This is a genomic window from Aulosira sp. FACHB-615 (genome assembly GCF_014698045.1).
In the GTDB taxonomy this organism is placed as follows: domain Bacteria; phylum Cyanobacteriota; class Cyanobacteriia; order Cyanobacteriales; family Nostocaceae; genus Nostoc_B.
On record NZ_JACJSE010000007.1, the window covers coordinates 101724 to 120253 of the forward strand.

Annotated in this window: 13 protein-coding genes; 8 read left to right on the top strand and 5 right to left on the bottom strand. The window is 41.6% G+C overall.

Going from position 1 to position 18530, the window contains the following annotated elements:
- Window positions 1–267: 267 nt before the first annotated feature.
- The gene (gene thrC / locus H6G77_RS13865) at window positions 268–1359 is read right to left on the bottom strand and encodes a threonine synthase (protein WP_190871854.1); all 1092 of its coding nucleotides are present in this window, start codon (window positions 1357–1359) and stop codon (window positions 268–270) included.
- A gap of 460 nt (window positions 1360–1819) precedes the next feature.
- On the opposite strand from thrC, the gene H6G77_RS13870 reads away from it, so the two are divergent.
- Entirely contained in the window at window positions 1820–2008 is a 189-nt protein-coding gene (locus tag H6G77_RS13870) for a hypothetical protein (RefSeq protein WP_190592130.1), read from the top strand.
- 297 nt (window positions 2009–2305) lie between these two features.
- Here H6G77_RS13870 and H6G77_RS13875 read toward each other — a convergent pair whose 3' ends face one another.
- Complete coding sequence (locus tag H6G77_RS13875; protein WP_190592129.1) at window positions 2306–4198, bottom strand: iron uptake porin; 1893 nt, start codon at window positions 4196–4198, stop codon at window positions 2306–2308.
- A 429-nt stretch (window positions 4199–4627) separates the two neighbouring features.
- Between H6G77_RS13875 and H6G77_RS13880 the strand changes: the two genes are divergently transcribed.
- Window positions 4628–4837, top strand: a complete 210-nt coding sequence (locus H6G77_RS13880; protein WP_190592128.1) for a molybdopterin-binding protein — start codon at window positions 4628–4630, stop codon at window positions 4835–4837.
- 168 nt (window positions 4838–5005) lie between these two features.
- On the opposite strand, the gene H6G77_RS13885 is transcribed toward H6G77_RS13880, so the two are convergent.
- The gene (locus H6G77_RS13885; protein WP_190592127.1) at window positions 5006–5365 is read right to left on the bottom strand and encodes a hypothetical protein; all 360 of its coding nucleotides are present in this window, start codon (window positions 5363–5365) and stop codon (window positions 5006–5008) included.
- Window positions 5366–5467: 102 nt separating this feature from the next.
- Window positions 5468–5596, bottom strand: coding sequence for a hypothetical protein (locus tag H6G77_RS36245; RefSeq protein ID WP_277877203.1), 129 nt, complete (start codon window positions 5594–5596; stop codon window positions 5468–5470).
- 350 nt (window positions 5597–5946) lie between these two features.
- Between H6G77_RS36245 and H6G77_RS13890 the strand changes: the two genes are divergently transcribed.
- The 4 genes from H6G77_RS13890 (at window position 5947) to H6G77_RS13905 (ending at window position 10723) form a co-directional block, all read left to right on the top strand.
- Window positions 5947–7182 (top strand): substrate-binding domain-containing protein, encoded by a 1236-nt coding sequence (locus H6G77_RS13890; protein WP_190669992.1) that lies wholly within the window; start codon window positions 5947–5949, stop codon window positions 7180–7182.
- A 232-nt stretch (window positions 7183–7414) separates the two neighbouring features.
- Window positions 7415–8380 (top strand): nitrogenase iron protein, encoded by a 966-nt coding sequence (nifH, locus tag H6G77_RS13895; RefSeq protein WP_190592125.1) that lies wholly within the window; start codon window positions 7415–7417, stop codon window positions 8378–8380.
- Window positions 8381–9118: 738 nt separating this feature from the next.
- A complete protein-coding gene (locus H6G77_RS13900; protein WP_190871855.1) occupies window positions 9119–9802 on the top strand; it encodes a hypothetical protein in 684 nt (227 codons plus the stop codon).
- Window positions 9803–10138: 336 nt separating this feature from the next.
- Window positions 10139–10723, top strand: coding sequence for a PEP-CTERM sorting domain-containing protein (locus H6G77_RS13905; RefSeq protein ID WP_190669990.1), 585 nt, complete (start codon window positions 10139–10141; stop codon window positions 10721–10723).
- A gap of 128 nt (window positions 10724–10851) precedes the next feature.
- On the opposite strand, the gene H6G77_RS13910 is transcribed toward H6G77_RS13905, so the two are convergent.
- Entirely contained in the window at window positions 10852–12258 is a 1407-nt protein-coding gene (locus H6G77_RS13910; protein ID WP_190871856.1) for a hypothetical protein, read from the bottom strand.
- A 245-nt stretch (window positions 12259–12503) separates the two neighbouring features.
- On the opposite strand from H6G77_RS13910, the gene H6G77_RS13915 reads away from it, so the two are divergent.
- Window positions 12504–14147 (top strand): iron uptake porin, encoded by a 1644-nt coding sequence (locus H6G77_RS13915; RefSeq protein WP_190871961.1) that lies wholly within the window; start codon window positions 12504–12506, stop codon window positions 14145–14147.
- A gap of 1217 nt (window positions 14148–15364) precedes the next feature.
- On the top strand, window positions 15365–18529 hold the full coding sequence (locus H6G77_RS13920) for a CHAT domain-containing tetratricopeptide repeat protein (protein ID WP_190871857.1): 3165 nt from the start codon (window positions 15365–15367) through the stop codon (window positions 18527–18529).
- Window position 18530 lies beyond the last annotated feature (1 nt).

Sequence of the window (18530 nt, forward strand, 5' to 3'; positions counted from 1 at the left end):
TGAGCAGTATTAATATTTCCTTACCTGAAGCGAATTTTCTGTTACTCTTTGCGTCTTTGCGCGGCAGTTGCTTCAAGTCGGCAAAGCCGCCCAACGCACTGCCTTGCCTTTGCGTGAGCTTTTAAATAGTATTGTTAGCAACACCAAAGTATTTATGCAAGAAGTTTAATGATATTGATACGCAATTGGTAAATAAAACCCCAACTTTTTCACAAAGCTGGGGTTCTAGTTGATCGAAAAGCGATCGCATATCGCCAAAAACAACTTTTAAAATCCCATTGCGGTGGCTACATCTTTCAGTTCTGCGGGGATGCCTTGCTGAAATTGACTGTTACTGTGCTTAATTGCTGTATCAGGGTCTTTCAAACCATTACCAGTCAATACACAAACTACTGTTGCACCTGTGGGTACTTGGTCTTTGACTTTTAATAATCCCGCCACAGAAGCGGCGCTGGCTGGTTCGCAGAAAATACCTTCGGATGCAGCTAATAAGCGATAAGCATCGAGAATTTCTGCATCAGTGACAGCTGCAAAACTTCCTTGACTCGCAGTTTGCGCGGCGATCGCTTTATCCCAACTGGCTGGATTCCCGATGCGAATGGCTGTGGCGATGGTGTCAGGATGGGCGACTGGTTGACCGTTGACTAATGGTGCTGCACCTGCGGCTTGGAATCCCATCATCTTGGGGAGGCGATCGCATTTACCAGCTTGGTGGTATTGACAAAAACCCATCCAATATGCTGATATATTTCCCGCATTGCCCACCGGGATACATAGCCAATCAGGAGCGTTACCCAAAGCATCAACCACTTCAAAGGCTCCGGTTTTTTGTCCTTCTAAACGGTAAGGGTTAACGGAATTTACCAAGGTTATTGGGTAACTCTCAGCCATGTCCCGGACAATTTCTAAGGCGCGGTCAAAGTTACCTTTAATTGCTAAAACTTCGGCACCATACAATAAAGCTTGTGCCAATTTGCCCAAAGCGACGTAACCATCAGGAATCAAGACAAAGGCTTTCATTCCACCACGTTTAGCATAGGCGGCGGCGGCGGCGGAAGTGTTACCAGTACTGGCACAAATTACGGCTTTTGCGCCTGCTTCCTTGGCTTTGGAAATGGCCATTGTCATTCCCCGGTCTTTGAAACTACCAGTGGGGTTGAGGCCATCGTACTTGACAAATACACTCACTTGTCTGCCAATGCGTTCTGTGATCGCTGGCACCGGAATTAAAGGAGTATTACCCTCTAACAAGGTAACAACAGGCGTTGTGTCACTGACAGGTAAGTACTCACGGTAGGCTTCTATCAGTCCGGGCCAAGGTTGGCGATGAGATTTAGCAACAGACAAGCTCACAGTCACAGGTTTTAACAGTTTTTCACTAAAGATTGATTAATTTATGGATACGAAAGCCAAGTTTGAGCTTTCTTTCTCCACCTATTCCAGAAAAATATTATCTTTGTTTGGTGTAGTTTTTGAGATTTTTTTATTTCGTGCAGATAGTTAGTTTACCATAAAGCCTTTGTACACCTACGTTTTTTAGGATTTAAGAGTGAGAGGAAAAATCAAGGGTTTCGGTGAGGCTGAAAGGCTTACACCCCTATACCCCCACACCCTTACACCCATCCTCAACAGCCAAACTTGGTGCGTCAGTGCGAAACTTTGGAACACTCCACTACTCATCGCCGTCGCTTATCACAAAACTCACAATCCATTAAATGATGTGATTAAAACTATACAATCATTTAACAAACCTTAAACCGACATTACTATAATATTTAATATTGGTGTGAGTTGAGTTGTGTATCTATTTAATATAACAATGTCTACATCTAGTGTTTCAGAACGGAAATCCCAAGCTGCTTTAGTTAACGAACTAAACAAGTCCTATTATCAAGCAGATCAGCAAGCCAAGTTTAAGAACCTGGAAGCCGAGGTAGATTCTCTGTTACAGCAGTTGCAAAACTTGAAAGAACAACGGTTAGCGGCGACTCATTCTGACGAAGAATAAGTTCCCTGAACCAAAGCGATCGCCTACATAACATCAACCTGAACCTTTAATAAACGCTTAAACACTTAGTTGAGAAAATTTTCTAACCAGAGAACCTAACTTTGGCGATCGCTATCAAAATTAAACAAGTTTTGACACTGAAAACCTGTTGTACAGATTAATCTACCACTATCCTAAATTATGAGGATATACTGATCTTCTGTACGTGGTGAGAGGTTTGAGTGTGAATAGAATGAAAAAGCTGTTTGAGCAGTTGAGTACTCAAACAACTTAGTTAAAAGATTTGACTAAGAATTTCTAGAATCGGAAAGTTGTCCGAATTGTCCCCACATAGATAGTGTCGTTGTTGCGGTTGTGTTCGGGGTTGAACAGAATGATCAACCCTGGGGTAATTGAGATATTGCTGTTAACTTGATAACGATACAAAGCTTCTAAATGGTAAGAAGTATCGCTATCTTCCCGACGCGCACTTGTCGCCGTCAGAGTGCGTGGCCCGTAATCATTGCTTGTTACCTTTGGCGGTTGACCAAAAATAATCCCACCGACATTACCTTTTTTACCCAAGTCGGGAAATCCTAGAGTCACAGCCCAGTTCCAAATATCAGCTTTATCACCTCTATTGACTGTATTGGTAACAGAGTTTCTTCCAGAACTGGCTTCGGCGATCGCCTGTGTGTAACCCACCCAACCAGATATGATGAATTTATTACTCAACTTGTAACTACTTTGAATGCCATAGTGATTAGCTGATGTGGCAATAGGAATTGCAGTTGTTCCAAATGGATTATTCGCAAACGCACTTCCTTCCGAACCGGAGACATTCACATCACCAGTTGCAACGCCATTACCATCAACCGCACTAAAGTAAGAATGGGCATAAGTAAAAGCCAGAGTCAAATCTTTATTTGGTTGAAACGCCACTTGTCCTAACGCGCCATAACTCCCATCAAACAAACCTCTACCATCCAGAGGATTTTCGGCATTTCTCGCTATATAACCACCTGACAAAGTAATAGCATCACTCAGCTTGAAGATAGCACTGACACCAGAACCTCTACCAACCGCCAGACCAGAGTTACTTGCACGATAAATGGGCGCGAAACGACCAAACCGCGATATAGCGCCTGTCGTTGCAGCTGAAAATAAGGGGTTAACGGTGTTGAAATTATCAAAGAACGAACCGCCAATAGCATCAACCGTCACATTTAACTTATCCCCAATCGGGAAGTTATAAAATAACTTAGCCAAGCCAAAACTATTATCTGGCTCAAGAGTGGTATCCCAAGCCAACCGCGTCATATTTGTCCCGGAGACTTGATTTGTGGCGTTGAAAGCCAGAGTATTATTCGCTCTCAAAATCACGCGCAAGCGGTCTTGACCGTAAAAACTGGAATCAAAGATGATTCGCACCCGGTCAGCAAAAATTGTGTTATCTGCTAAGTCGCGTCCGCCAGCACTTCTATAGGCTGCGGCTTCTCTAGCGGTTCTACTTCCACCAGGGGTATTATTGATAGTCCGCCACGCATCGGAAGTTAAAGCTTTTTCTTCACCATACACACCACCAAAGGTCAAGATCACATCCCCAGATAATTTGGTTGTGGTGGAAAATTGATTGGCTTCTAGTTCGGCGGTGCGTGCTTCTAATGGGTCAATTCTGCCACGCAACTCAACTAAACCATCAGCAAATTCTTGTTGCAGCTTTTGTAAGGTTTCTAAATCTTCTTTTCTCACAGCGTCGGCGGTACTTGTGGCAATTAATTCATTAATTTTTTCCAAACAAGCATTTAACCCAGCCGCAAATTCATAGCGCGTCATCGCCCGATTACCCCGATAGGTGCTATCGGGATAACCTGCAATACACCCATATCGTTCAACTAAAGATTGTAGTGCTTGAAATGCCCAGTCTGTTGGTTGGACATCTGATAGTTGCGATACGGATGTTACTTGACTCATGGTATCGGAATTATCAGTTTCTTGCGTTAATTCTGATACAGAGGTTTGATTGACTTCAGTTTCCGTTTGAGCAACCAGATGATCTTTTAGTTGTGGTGAACCTAACTTGATACTTTCTGCCTGTAATTCCTCTGGAGACTGAACTACAGAATTTGCTAACGCCTTTTGAGTCGTAACAAAACTAGCAAGTAACAGTATTGGACTGATCCATACTGCGCTGCGGAAAACACTATTCATGAGCCTCACACCTGAACTGAATTACACTACTGTACTGGTAAAAGTATATACTAAACCAATAAAGTTGGTAAAGCTAGTTTATCACGGGTTAAGGACAGTTTAAAAGTTTACCCAGCAAAGTTGTGTGGGAATGTTAACAACCCAGGAAAATATTCATCCTGTGGGTAAGAAGGGTGTGGGGGTATAGGTGAGGAAAAGCTTTTACACCCCTATATCCTTGAATTCTTACACTCAGTCTTCAAAGATAATCTTACAGCCAAATTACCAACTTTATTCAATTATTCCAACTTTATTGGTATAAACTACAGAGATAAGATAAATATAAAAATATGGTTAAAAAAGAGTGATAATCCTAATATCGCTAAATTTTGAAGATAGTAAATGCTATATTGAATCTGTCAATAATACCGAACCAGGGAGCAATATAAAATGCAAGTCAGTGCGCGGAATGCTTTAAAAGGGACAGTTAAAAAAGTTGAAGTTGGCAGTGTCAATACAGAAGTCACCGTAGAAATTGCCAATGGTGTAGAAGTAACAGCAATCATTACAAAATCATCGGCAGAAAATCTGCAACTCTCTGAAGGTAAAGAAGTTTATGCCATTGTTAAAGCTACTGATGTGATGATTGCTATTGATTAATTAATTTAAATCAGTTTATTAATACAGCAAATAAAGGGCAGTAAATCTGCCCTTTATTATGGGTAATTCTCTACTACATCAAGTCATATTTGAAATCAGGCGATCGCATCTAAAAAAACATCTATCTCAAGAGTTAATTCAGAAGTTTTTCAGATGAAATTATGAGGATTAACTTTCATGTTTAGTTGACAAAATCCATAATAAATCTAACCATAATTGTGGATGCGTGTGTTTAAGTTGAGACATAGGGTCTCGTACTAAGTTGGTAGCATTCAAGCACACAACTTCCATCAGTCCTAAATACTGGGCGACTTCTCGCAGTAAGTTTTTTTGTGTGAGGACAGCACTCATTAGCTTATCTGGACAATAAACAGTCACATATCGTTTGTGAAAATAACTCGGATGCAGATATCGGAATTGCGGGTTGTTGACTTTCACATAACAGTGGCGAATGACTTCCCATGCACTAGGATGAGTGTGTTCGACAATAGTCGCAAATTGCTGTGCCAAATCTTCTTCGGTAATCATACTTGCTTGCCTCTAAAATCTTGCAGGAAGGGATATTGACTTACGCAGTGAGACGACAAATCAAGGGAGGGTGTAGGGGTTTAAGGGTGTATATACCCAGTCTCAATAGCCAATCTTTGTGCGTAAGTCATTGTGATATTGAATCGTTAATGGTGCGATCGCTTGATCCCTGTCACAATATCGGTTGGTATATACTTCACTAGCGAGATTACCTGCCTGCCTAAAAAGCATCAAAACCCAAACTCAACCCAAAAACTGTATCAAATACAGCCATTTACCAACTTAAATGGTATAAACAAAAAAGATGAAGGCAAAATTTCCGAAAAATTTTATCTCAGCCTAAAAACCCGAAAAGCGGATTTTATCAGCATTCTGGCTTTTCAATTTCTTAACATTAAGCAGGTAAAATGAACTTGGCGCAAAAATTTTTGATTTTTTAGCAAGAAAACTAGCAAGACGTATGTTATTCTTTCTGTAGAGGGAATCGAAAGCGCAAAGCAAAAAACAAAGCAAACCTTTTGCAAGCACCGATACAGGTAAATCCGCTCAGGCTTAGTTACAGTTGAGAAAAAAGGCAGCCAATGAAGCAGGATAGCGACCTCCGCAACAACTTGAAGTCAATTAGAACCCGCTTAGGGATGAGCCAGCAAGATTTAGCTAATATTGCTGGGGTAACTCGTCAAACTATTAGTGGTGTAGAGTCAGGGCAGTATGCTCCTTCTGTAGCCATCACCCTGAAACTAGCAAAAGCCCTTGGCTGTCAAGTAGAGGATCTATTCTGGTTAGAGCAAGATTTACCGGAAATTGAAGCCACTCTCGCCAAACCTGTCACAATTAATCAACCTCTGCGCGTTAGCCTAGCGAGAGTCGGCGGACAATGGATAGCTTACCCCTTAGTGGGAAAAGACGCATTCCGTCAAGATATGACACCTGCTGATGGTGAGACAGTTGCGGTGGTGAGGCAGTCCGATCTTGGGGGTTTCCCCCAGAAGGAACTGCCGAAAGGGTTACCCGGCATAAGCAAACTGTCGAACCCGGAGGGTGAGGCGGCAAAGCAAATAGGTAAAGATAAAGTCATAGTCCGGCTTTTGGATGACAACCTCGAAGCACTGCACAATACAGTAGTAATTGCTGGTTGTTCCCCTGTAATTTCGCTCTGGGCAAGGGCTACCGAACGCTGGCATCCGCAGTTGCGAGTCCATTTTACCTTTGCCAACAGCATGGCTGCATTGCACAGTTTATGCAGAGGTGAAGCCCACATTGCCGGGATGCACCTGTATGATCCCAAAACAGGCGAACATAATGTTCCGTTTGTACGAGAAGTTTTAGCCGACAAATCAGCAGTTATCATCACCCTTGGTTTATGGGAAGAAGGATTATTAGTACAATCTGGTAATCCCCAAGGCTGGGAAACATTATCTGATTTAGTCAAAGCTAAAGCAACCATTATTAATCGAGAACCTGGTGCTGGTAGCCGGATGCTGTTAGAAAGCAAACTGCAAGAAGCGCAGATATCATTTGATGCTGTCAAAGGATTTGACCAAATCGTTACCAGCCATCAAGATGTTGCCCAAACTGTGGCGTTAGGTTTAGCCGACGCAGGTATTAGCACCGCATCCATCGCTGCAACCTTCGGGTTAGGATTTATCCCATTACATCAATCACGCTACGACTTAGTAATTCTCAAGGAATATCTCGAAGAAGCACCCATACAACAATTGCTGAGTACCTTGGGACATCGTATGGTTCACTCACAGTTAGAAGTTCTCGGTGGCTACGACATTAGGAGAATTGGGGAAGTAGTAGCGACTGTTTAGGATAGGGAATAGGGAGTGGGGAGTAGGGAAGGATAACACTTTTTAGACTTCATACTATCCCACACAAACGCCAAAGGCGAAAACACTTCAGATTTTTCACTTCATTGAATATGTATTTGATTTTAACGGTTGTGGGCGTAGAGCGATCGCCCCCAGCGACGTTCTACATCGTCCGAACTCTTCACATCGCAGACCCACACAAATTCACACACTACTAGGAGACTAAATCATCATGTCTGACGAAAGAATTAGACAGATAGCTTTTTACGGTAAAGGTGGTATTGGTAAATCTACCACCTCTCAAAACACCCTCGCTGCAATGGCAGAAATGGGTAAGCGAATTTTGATTGTGGGATGCGACCCCAAAGCTGACTCTACTCGTTTGATCCTCCACTGTAAAGCCCAAACCACAGTACTACACCTCGCCGCCGAAAAAGGTGCAGTCGAAGACCTGGAACTCGAAGAAGTCGTTATCAATGGTTTTCGTGATATCCGATGCGTGGAGTCTGGTGGCCCTGAACCCGGTGTAGGTTGCGCTGGTCGTGGTATTATCACCGCCATCAACTTCCTTGAAGAAAACGGCGCTTATCAAGACCTAGATTTCGTCTCCTACGACGTATTAGGTGACGTTGTATGTGGTGGTTTTGCCATGCCTATTCGTGAGGGCAAAGCGCAAGAAATCTACATCGTTACTTCTGGTGAAATGATGGCGATGTTTGCAGCTAACAACATCTCTCGCGGTATTCTCAAATATGCCCACTCTGGCGGTGTGCGCTTAGGTGGCTTGATTTGTAACAGCCGTAAAACAGACCGCGAATGGGACTTAATTAGTGAATTAGCGAGAAGAATTAGCACTCAAATGATTCACTTTGTACCTCGTGACAACATCGTTCAACACGCTGAATTACGTCGGATGACAGTGAACGAGTACGCACCCGAAAGTAACCAAGCGAATGAATACCGCACACTCGCTACAAAGATTATCAACAACGACTTTATGGCTGTTCCAACTCCTCTAGAGATGGACGAGTTAGAAGACTTGTTGATTGAGTTTGGTATTCTGGAAAGCGATGAACAAGTGCAGAAACTCACCGCCACAGCACAAGCGCAAGACGAGAAAGAAAAGCGCCAAGAAGATGCTGAAGGTGAAGCACTAGAAGCAATCAAAAAAGGCAACGTAGAAATAGTTGCTGGGTAAACCTTGTTAGCGACTGAATAAGCTTAGGTGGGCGAAAATAGCCCACTCTATCTAGCAAAATTTGGAGGTATGCTCATAGCTGACTAATTGTTTTGGATGTTTTCGCTTTACCGCTTTTAACCGCAACTTTTTCGATTTTTTAATGCGGAATTAGTATTTTATTTAGACTGTTCTCCTTCTCTACTATTTGGTTGGTTGTTTATTTTCCGAGAGGATGGGAAACATAAGCTTCCCATCCTTTTTCCTTAAAATGCAAACAGATATGAAAATCTCACGCAGAGACGCAGAGTCGCTGAGAGAAGAGTTATTATGAATATTTTCCCCATCCCCAAGCAACAGAAATAGATTTGCTAATTCAAGGTATATTTGACAAACGACGCTTTTTAGAGCTAATCAAACATTCGATAGTTTTTGAAAAAATAGGCATTAGTTATAGTAAAAAGTTACTCCGTCATCATTTCTGTACTGTGCCATTACCAATAAATATAGAGTTATAACCTGCTATTTGCTATGTATATCAACAATATTTGCTGCTAAATCTTTTATAATTACCAACTATATTGATTAAATCCAATAAAGTTGGTATTATTACCTCATCAGAATATTTACTTAGTTTTTCCAGGAATGTGAGACAGAAAAACATTTTCTGCTCACAAAGTTGATGGAAACTAAGTTAATTTGGTACGCGCAGCCATAGTTTTCTGAATAGAAATATCAACTGTAATTCGGGAATATTGTATGTATTTTACACGCCGTATAGCCAGCGTTTCTTTAATGCTGTCCATACTCGGATTTTGGCAACCAACTTTAGCTGATCCTGGTAATTCTTCACCTTGGCGAAGACAGGACACACCAGCACCTTGGGCAAAAAACAGATGTCTGGGAGGATTTGTAGATAAGTTTCGCCTAAGTGGAGAAGTAAATCAAGCCAGCAATTTTACTCTACAGAAACTTACAGAATTAAGAGATACTATCAAAACTCAAAATCCATCAGCAGTTACAGAACTCACAGTGAGTTTTCAAACAGGTTCAGTCCCCAGAACCGAAACATATTATGGAGTTACACTGTGGGATTTGATTAATAATACAAAAGCTGGTGGCGGACTAAAACCTGGTAATTCTGGGCAGAATACTAAAAATGCTTTTTTGCGACAATATGTTTTAGTTGAAGCGACTGATTGTTATGGTGCAGTTGTAGCTGTTGGTGAAATTCATCCGAATTTTGAAAATAAATCTGTACTGGTTGCATTTGCCAAAAAAGCCAGCGACGGTACAGTTCAATTACTAACAGATGAAGGTTTTGCTCGTTTAGTAGTTCCTGGTGATAGAGCAGGTGGACGTTATGTTAGTAATGTAAGAAATATTGTCATACTTTCTGCACCACCTTCGCCTTTAGAATTGAAAGATTTTCGCTATCCTTAATTTTTTCAAAACATCAAAACATAGCACTTTTAACTTGGATAGGACACAGATTCATGGGTGCATCCCAGTTTTTATTACTCAGCAAAATAATAATCCTGTCATTGCGTTCGCGTAGCGTCTCGCAGAGAGGAGGCACGACGTAGGCGTAAGACTTCCCGCAGGGTAGCAATCGCATGGACTCGTTGTTAGTGAGGGATTTTGCGATTGCTTCACTCCACTTCGTTGCGCTCGCAATGACGTATTCAAAAAAGTGGGATGCTCCCCAGATTCATCTGCGTCCATCCGCGTTTATCTGCGGTTAATTATTTTTTTGTACTTCATTATAGCGAAAGTTTTATGTTAAAAATTCAGTTTTTTATTAAAAAATTAATAGTAACTCTAGGATTAACATTAACAGCAATTTCTGTTACTCAACAGGCTCAAGCAGCCAACTTTACTTATCAGGGTGATACAACAAATCAACCTATTTGGCGGCGTGTCGCACCGGGTAATCCACCTACGCTGATTTCTGGTGAAAGAGATGGCACATTAGGAATGAGTGTACCTTATAATGTGTTCGATTTTATCGTTAATCAATCAGGAACATATACTATCAGTGGTACATCTGGAAGTAATTCTCGATGGGATATTTTCTTGGCTTTATATCAGGATAGTTTTAATCTTAATCAACAGTTGAATAATGTTTTAATCGCAAGTACAACCACCACTGGCGATACTGTGACATTCAACAGACAACTAACATCACAACGCAAATACTTTTTAGTGACAACTGGTCGGAGAGTAGCTGATTTTGGCGTTTTTACTAATACAATTAGTGGTTCGGGGAGAGTTATCCCAATTCCTGAATCAGATGCGATCGCACCTATTTTAGCTGTCAGTGCTGTCACTTTATTGTCAATTAAATTCAAAACTCACGCATAAAGGCTATATGTTGAAAATGGGTGTAAGGATTTTTCACACCTACACCCCTAAAAAAAGTAAAAAGTAAAAAGTAAAAAGTAAAAAAATTTTGACTTTTGACTTTTGACTTTTGACTTGATTCTGCCTCTTCATTTTTCCGATTCATGATGCAGTCGTTTGAGTAAATCTTGAATTTCTGCAATGGTATCTTTGGAGATTTTTGGCTGTTTTTCTAGCCAAGCCGTAGCACTTGCATCTCCTTGCTGAACAGCTAAGATTAAAGCCCCCCATGTGAGTACATCTGGCTGTTGTGGATTAACTTCTAATGCTGATGCGACACGATTCCACAACTTGCCTTTTTCGGCTTTTAACAGAATAGAAATTTCTTGAACATTTTGGGGTGATGCTTTAAATACTTTTAAAGCTTTATCCCAACGACCATCAATTAAATCTGCTAAGACTTGTTCACTGGGACTAGCCCAAGTTTTTTCGGCTTGTGCTTTGGTGAATTCAGAGTGTAAGCGAATAAAATCAACTTGGGCTTGGGCTGTGGCGGGTAAGGCGTTTCTGCGTTGTTTTTGCAGAGATTTTAACGATTCTAGGGCTGGTGTCCATAAACCGCTACGGGCAATTGAGATGGCGTTTTGGTAAGGAGTCTCTTTAATAGCTGGTGGTTTGAGAGAAATTTTATCTAACTGAATTGGGTTGAGATAAAGTTTGGTTGGTTTAACTTGGTAAACCCGTAATTGGGGTTCTAAACCGGCTGTTTGGTCTAAGATTAATTCTTTATCATCATTACCAGTCACTTGTTGCCATTTTGGTGATTGACCGTTAGAACTCTTCCATGACAGCAGTTGAATTAAGTTAGAACGAACTGGATTGTAATATAAAATCTGTCCATAAGCGATCGCACCTGAGCCTTTTTGATATTCTCCTTGCACATTAAACCAAACACCAGCAGCAGGCGTTTCATCATCAAAACTTTTGATTGTGGTGAAAGGTAAGAGGTTATTATCCTCATTCTCGGCTTTACTATCTACAAATGACTTGTCTATCCCAGTTACCGATAATTGAGTTGCTAAACGATAGTATTTTTCGCTTTTTGATTGAAATTCTGAGTCTGTTGCTAGTTGATAAACTCGCAATGCTACCAGTTCATCACAATCAGACTGACAATTAGGACGTTGCTGAAAAACCGGCAATAAAAATTCGTTGTTATTTTTATCTAAAGCCAGAGTCTCGCCAGATGTTTGTTTTTGTGCTTGTATGCTGGCTTGAATTTCGGAAAGGGTGTGGGGATGTTCGCTATAACCAAAGGGAATTTGCGCCCATTCTGGTAAAAACTTGTTCATCCAAACAATTTTGTCGGGATTGAAGATAAACAGCCAACTAATCCAAGCAAATATCAAAATTAACCCAGCACTACTGAATAAAACAGTAACCGCTACCGTTGATGACAGTAAACTTCCCTCTTGGGGTACTTTTTCGGCAATTTCAGGGGAAGTTTGATTGCGTTTCAAGAATTTTAGCGATAGTCTGCGCGATTGATGTGCCATAGTGCTTCTCGGTCAATCTAATAGGTGGTGCAAGGCTGGTTATTTCTACTTTTATACTCGCGTTTTCGCCTATTGACCAGAATCAGTTTCGTCTTATTTGGTACAAACTCGGTAAAATTTCTCATGCCGAAACTGATAATTTTGCTTACACTCGAACTTCAGTATTCAATGTAGACTTTAATAAATTGGAACTTAACGTGATTCGCTATAATCATCTCAAATACTGGGTAATTGCGTCTTTTGTGATGGCGGGATTAAACGGCGGATCACAGATAGCCTCCGCCCAAGATTATACTAGTACTGAAACACAACCAAGTTTAAGTTTAGACAATCAAGATTCTCCAATATTTCCTGCCGCTTCTATTGATCAGGGTGTAATAGAAAATACCGAACCGATGGCACAAGTTACATCGGTGTCACAATTGAATGATGTCCAACCAAGTGATTGGGCTTTTACCGCGTTGCAATCTTTAGTAGAACGCTATAACTGCATTGCTGGCTATCCTGATAATTCATTTCGGGGCGATCGCGCTGTCTCTCGCTATGAATTTGCTGCTGGGATGAATGCTTGCTTAGATAAAATCAACCAAATTCTTGCAGTTGCAGCACCCAGCGCCGAATTAGTGACCCGTGCAGACTTGGATACAATTAAACGTTTACAATCTGAATTTAGCAGCGAATTAGCCACCTTGCGGGGACGAGTAGATAGTTTAGAAGCGCGGACTGCGGAACTGGAAGCGAACCAATTTTCTACCACAACTAAACTTAACGGACTGTTAATTGTAGGTGTTCAAGGGCGGAGTTCTAACCGTGGTGACGTTAACCCTAGAGATGGTGTCAAAGACTCAGATGATAATGGCACAAACTTTAACGTTATTAACTTTTCCTACCTGAGTTTAACTACTCAATTAACGCCCCGTAGTTATCTATTTACCGGCTTAGTGGCTGCTGATGGTACCACAAAACCTAAATTGAGTAATGACTTTGCCCTGAGTTACGAATATCCCACAGATAACAAATTAACTGTGATTGACTTGAATTATCGCTGGTTAGTCAATGACAAATTAGCGGTTATGGTAGGAACAGAAGGCGTAAATATGACCAACGCTTTCCGAGGCCCGGTGCGAGTCGAGAGTGCAGCTACAGGGCCTTTATCTTGGTTAGCCCAAAGAAACCCGATTTTAGATATTGGCTTTGGTCATGGTGGAATTGCTGTAGATTGGCAATTTGCTAAACGTGCCAGTTTACAAGCTTTATATACTAGTTATACTCCTGGGAAACCGGGTGAACGTAGTGGTTTGTTTGATGGAACTACAACTACAGCAGTGCAATTGTTATTAACACCGACTGATACTGTTGATTTGAGTTTGTATTACGTTAATAATTATGCTTCTGATGGTTGTTTGCTCACCTTTGTTGGTGATGAATGTTTAACAGCGACTAACGCACCCTTACAAACCAACGCCTATGGTGGGACACTCAGTTGGCAAATATCGCCCCGCTTCACTGTCGGCGCGTGGGGTGGTTATACTACTTCCTCGATTCCTGGGCGATCGGGTAGTGTGGAAACGACTAATTACATGGTATTTTTAAACTTCCCCGATTTATTTGCTCAAGGGAATTTAGGTGGTATTTATGTCGGACAACCACCAAAAATTACTAGTAGTAATTTACCTGTGGGTAATAATGTCCCTGATTTTGAGAATACAGGTTTAGGGCGTGCAGGCGGACAACCAGGAACCACCACTCAAATTGAAGCTTTTTATCGTTTTAAAATGACAGATAACATCTACATTACGCCAGGGATAATTCATATATTGGAACCTGGTCATACACCAGATAGTGACCCAGTTACTATTGGTATTCTTCGCAGTACATTTCTGTTTTAGTATCGTGACTTTCAGACCCCCGACTTCTTCAAGAAGTCGGGGGTCTTGTTGTTGATAAATGATTGAGGAATGCTATGGATAATTGCAGTTAAGTAGAAGGACTAAATTAAACCTAACTTAAATTTACCGGGTTTCGACACTTCGACAGGCTCAGTGCATCGCTGCGCTCAACCCTTGTCTTTTCAAGGATCGAGCATTGAGCGTTCGCGTAGCGTCTCCCTTGGGGAGAAGTCGAAATGCGTCTTCTAAATCATTGTATCTACCTACTTAATTGCAAATTTCCAGCAGCAATCAATTCCTTTTTTCCCTAAGTAAGCTGTGTCAAATTCCTTGAATAACTGCAAAAAGAAAAAAGGTTTGGCTCACCACCAAACCTGACTATAAATCCAGTGCATAACAACATCCCGCATTTATTTACTCATGATTTTTACTTTGTAGCATCTTCCTATAGGATGTATCCAAAACTTATAAAAGCTGATATTAAGCGAGACAGGTATTCTTAATTACATTGAAATAAAATAATTGCCATAAAATCCTTCAAAATTCAAAACTGCTGATATAATTACCGACTTTTGTATTAGGGTTAAGCTTTGCTATATCAGCAAAATAAAAGACGGGCTTGCACCCGTCGAAATAGCTTGAAAGTGGCGACACACCTTGGATTATCAAAAAGAATAGTAATTAAACTTAATAGGTCGTCAAGAAGACTGATGATTTAGACAATAAGAAGAGTTTTTACACCATGCTTAGTGTTTAGCTCAAAGTCATTCTTGTAGTATTCTTCAATTTAGCATAGACAAATTTTAACTAACTGCCAAAATGCCAAAATATTGGAGGTATAAATAGCATTTTGAGCTTTTTTATTTATCTGATTTAGCAAAACATATAGGACTAATATTTGATTTCTGAAATGTACGTAGGATGTGTTATCAGCGAGAGTACTGCATCTAGCCCAAAGTTTTCGGTGCGTTACGGCTTACGCCTAGCACACCCTACTGGACTGGTATAGGTGGGGAAGAGAGAACATTGTTGCAAAAAACGCAACAACAACAGAAATAATCTGGCGAATTAGTAAGATAACAATAGATTTTCCGCAATATCTCTGATGACAGGTGAATAGATGTAGTCAGATCCCCGACTTCTTCAAGAAGTCGGGAATCTAATCACCCATCATCAAATTACAAATTACGAACTTATACTGAAATAGGCGAAGTATTATGAATTACAAATTATTATTTTTGCCTTTATTGCTGAGTTCGCTGCTGCTATCTGATGCAGTGAGAGCCACATCAAAAACCCAAGACTTGCAGATAGCACAACAACCAACTCAACCAGACGCAACCCGCGCCGCAGCACAACAAGCATACAATGAAGGATTTGAACTATACAAGCAAGGCACAGCCGAAAGCTTACAACAGGCAATTGCAAAATGGCAAACTGCCTTACCACTGTGGCAGAAACTAGGTGATAAGTCTAACGAAGCTTTGACTTTACTGGGAATTGGTACAATCTACAATAGTTTAGGAGAAAAACAGCAAGCACTGTCATTTTTTAACCAAGCTCTACCCCTATATCGTGCAGTAGATAATCGCTCTGGGGAAGCTACCACTCTCAATAACATTGGTGCAGTCTACTCCGCATTAGGAGAAAAGCAGCAAGCCCTGTCATTTTACAACCAAGCTCTGCCCTTGTATCGTGCAGTAGGCGATCGCTCAGGCGTTGCTACTACTCTCAATAACATTGGTCTAGTCTACGACGCATTAGGAGAAAAGCAGCAAGCACTGTCATTTTACAACCAAGCTCTGCCCCTCTATCGTACGGTGGGCGATCGCTCAGGCGTTGCTACTACTCTCAATAACATTGGTCTAGTCTACTCCGCATTAGGAGAAAAACAGCAAGCACTGTCATATTACAACCAAGCTCTGCCCCTATATCGTGCGGTGGGCGATCGCTCTGGGGAAGCTCTTACTCTCAATAACATTGGTGCAGTCTACTCCGATTTAGGAGAAAAGCAGCAAGCATTGTCATATTACAACCAAGCTCTGCCCCTCAGACGTGCAGTGGGCGATCGCTCTGGGGAAGCTCTTACTCTCAATAACATTGGTGCAGTCTACTCCGATTTAGGAGAAAAGCAGCAAGCATTGTCATATTACAACCAAGCTCTGCCCCTCAGACGTGCAGTGGGCGATCGCTCCGGGGAAGCCACTACTCTCAATAACATTGGTAAAGTCTACTCCGATTTAGGAGAAAAGCAGCAAGCCCTGTCATTTTACAACCAAGCCTTGCCCATAATACGTGCGGTGGGCGATCGCACAGGTGAAGCTGGGATTCTCAATAACATTGGTGCAGTCTACGACGCATTAGGAGAAAAGCAGCAAGCCCTGTCATTTTACAACCAAGCTCTGCCCATATTACGTGCGGTGGGCGATCGCACAGGTGAAGCTACGACTCTCAATAATATTGGTCTAGTCTACTCCGATTTAGGAGAAAAGCAAAAAGCCCTGTCATTTTACAACCAAGCTCTGCCCCTAATTCGTGCGGTGGGCGATCGCACAGGTGAAGCTAGGACTCTCAATAACATTGGTGCAGTCTACGACGCATTAGGAGAAAAGCACAAAGCCCTAGAATTTCTCAACCAAGCCCTGCCCCTATGGCGTGCGGTGGGCGATCGCTCTGGTGAAGCTCTTACTCTCAGTAATATTGCTTTCTTAGAACGAGACAAAGGCAATCTACAAACTGCACTCACCCAAATTGAAGCATCTATCAAAATCATCGAAGAATTACGCACCAAAATCGACAGTCAAGAATTGCGTACTTCTTACTTTGCCACCGTACAAAACTATTACCAATTTTACATCGACTTGCTAATGCAGTTGCACAAAAAAGAACCATCCAAAGGTTACGCTGCACAAGCACTACACATCAGCGAACGCTCCCGCGCTAGGGTTCTATTAGAACTATTAACAGAAGCCAATGCCAAAATCCGCAAAGGTGTTGATCCTAAATTATTAGCACAAGAACAAAGTCTGCAAGAACAAATTGATGCTAAAGATAAACTGCGTCGAGATTTAATCAGCAAAGCAGCACCCGCCACCACAATTCAAGAACTCAAACAAGAAATTGCCAATCTTCTTAATCAATACAAACAACTGCAAACTCAAATTCGCACAACTAGCCCCAAATATGCTGCACTCAAAGATCCTGAACCGTTAAAATCAGCGCAAATTCAGCAGCAACTCGATGCAAATACTGTACTGTTGCAATATTCATTAGGTAAAGAACGCAGTTATCTTTGGGTTGTAACTCCTAATTCCCTAGACAGCTATGAACTCCCGCCACAAACACAGATAGAAAAAGCAGCAAATGATTTTCGCCAAAGTATAGTCAGAGTAGTAGCTTCCCCTAAACAACAAGCAGCAGCAGCAAAACAACTAAGTCATATTATCCTGGCTCCAGTCGCCAACAAGTTAGCAAACAAACGCTTGGTAATTGTCGCGGATGGTGTTTTACAAAATATTCCCTTTGCCGCAATCACTGATCCAACCACTCAAGAATCTTATCAACCACTGCTAGTTAACCACGAAATTGTCAATCTTCCTTCAGCTTCAACTATTGCTATCCTCAGACAAGAAACTCAAAAACGTCCCAAAGCACCGAAAGCTCTTGCTATTCTCGCAGATCCCGTATATAGTGCCAATGATTCACGGGTGACAGGCAAACCAGAACCAATTGCCATCACTCCTGAATTAGACCTCCAGCGTTCGGCTTTGTCAAGGTCAGCCAAAAATCTCAACCGCAACGGTTGGGATAGATTAACTGGAACTCGTGAAGAAGCACAGACAATTCTCAAACTCGGTTCAGCAAAAGATAGCCTAGCAGCTTATGATTTTGATGCTAATTATGATTGGGTAACAAACTCCAAACTAAATCAATATCGTGTGATTCACTTTGCTACTCACGGTTTTGCTGATGATATTAACCCAGAGTTATCAGGCATTGTACTTTCCCTTGTAGACAAGCAAGGTAAACCCCAAAGAGGATATCTGCGATTAAATGATATCTTCAACCTGGATTTTCCGGCTGATTTAATTGTGTTGAGTGCTTGTCAAACTGGACAAGGTAAAGAAATTCAAGGAGAAGGGCTGGTAGGGTTGACAAGAGGATTGATGTATGCAGGTTCACCAAGACTTGTGTTGTCTTTATGGGATGTGGATGATGAAGGAACGAAGGAATTGATGAGTGAATTTTATCGCCAAATGTGGAAAGAAGGGAAATCTCCTGTTGCTGCCCTCCGCGCCGCGCAATTAAGTTTATGGCAAAGTCCCAATTGGCGTAAACCTGTGTATTGGGCTGCTTTTACTCTGCAAGGCGAGTGGCGATGAC

Coding starts and splice junctions, on each gene's coding strand:
- H6G77_RS13870 (WP_190592130.1), top strand. CDS start 1,820: ATGTCTACATCTAGTGTTTCAGAACGGAAATCCCAAGCTGCTTTAGTT.
- H6G77_RS13875 (WP_190592129.1), bottom strand. CDS start 4,198: ATGAATAGTGTTTTCCGCAGCGCAGTATGGATCAGTCCAATACTGTTA.
- H6G77_RS13880 (WP_190592128.1), top strand. CDS start 4,628: ATGCAAGTCAGTGCGCGGAATGCTTTAAAAGGGACAGTTAAAAAAGTT.
- H6G77_RS13885 (WP_190592127.1), bottom strand. CDS start 5,365: ATGATTACCGAAGAAGATTTGGCACAGCAATTTGCGACTATTGTCGAA.
- H6G77_RS36245 (WP_277877203.1), bottom strand. CDS start 5,596: ATGCTTTTTAGGCAGGCAGGTAATCTCGCTAGTGAAGTATATACCAAC.
- H6G77_RS13890 (WP_190669992.1), top strand. CDS start 5,947: ATGAAGCAGGATAGCGACCTCCGCAACAACTTGAAGTCAATTAGAACC.
- nifH (WP_190592125.1), top strand. CDS start 7,415: ATGTCTGACGAAAGAATTAGACAGATAGCTTTTTACGGTAAAGGTGGT.
- H6G77_RS13900 (WP_190871855.1), top strand. CDS start 9,119: ATGTATTTTACACGCCGTATAGCCAGCGTTTCTTTAATGCTGTCCATA.
- H6G77_RS13905 (WP_190669990.1), top strand. CDS start 10,139: ATGTTAAAAATTCAGTTTTTTATTAAAAAATTAATAGTAACTCTAGGA.
- H6G77_RS13910 (WP_190871856.1), bottom strand. CDS start 12,258: ATGGCACATCAATCGCGCAGACTATCGCTAAAATTCTTGAAACGCAAT.
- H6G77_RS13915 (WP_190871961.1), top strand. CDS start 12,504: ATGGCGGGATTAAACGGCGGATCACAGATAGCCTCCGCCCAAGATTAT.
- H6G77_RS13920 (WP_190871857.1), top strand. CDS start 15,365: ATGAATTACAAATTATTATTTTTGCCTTTATTGCTGAGTTCGCTGCTG.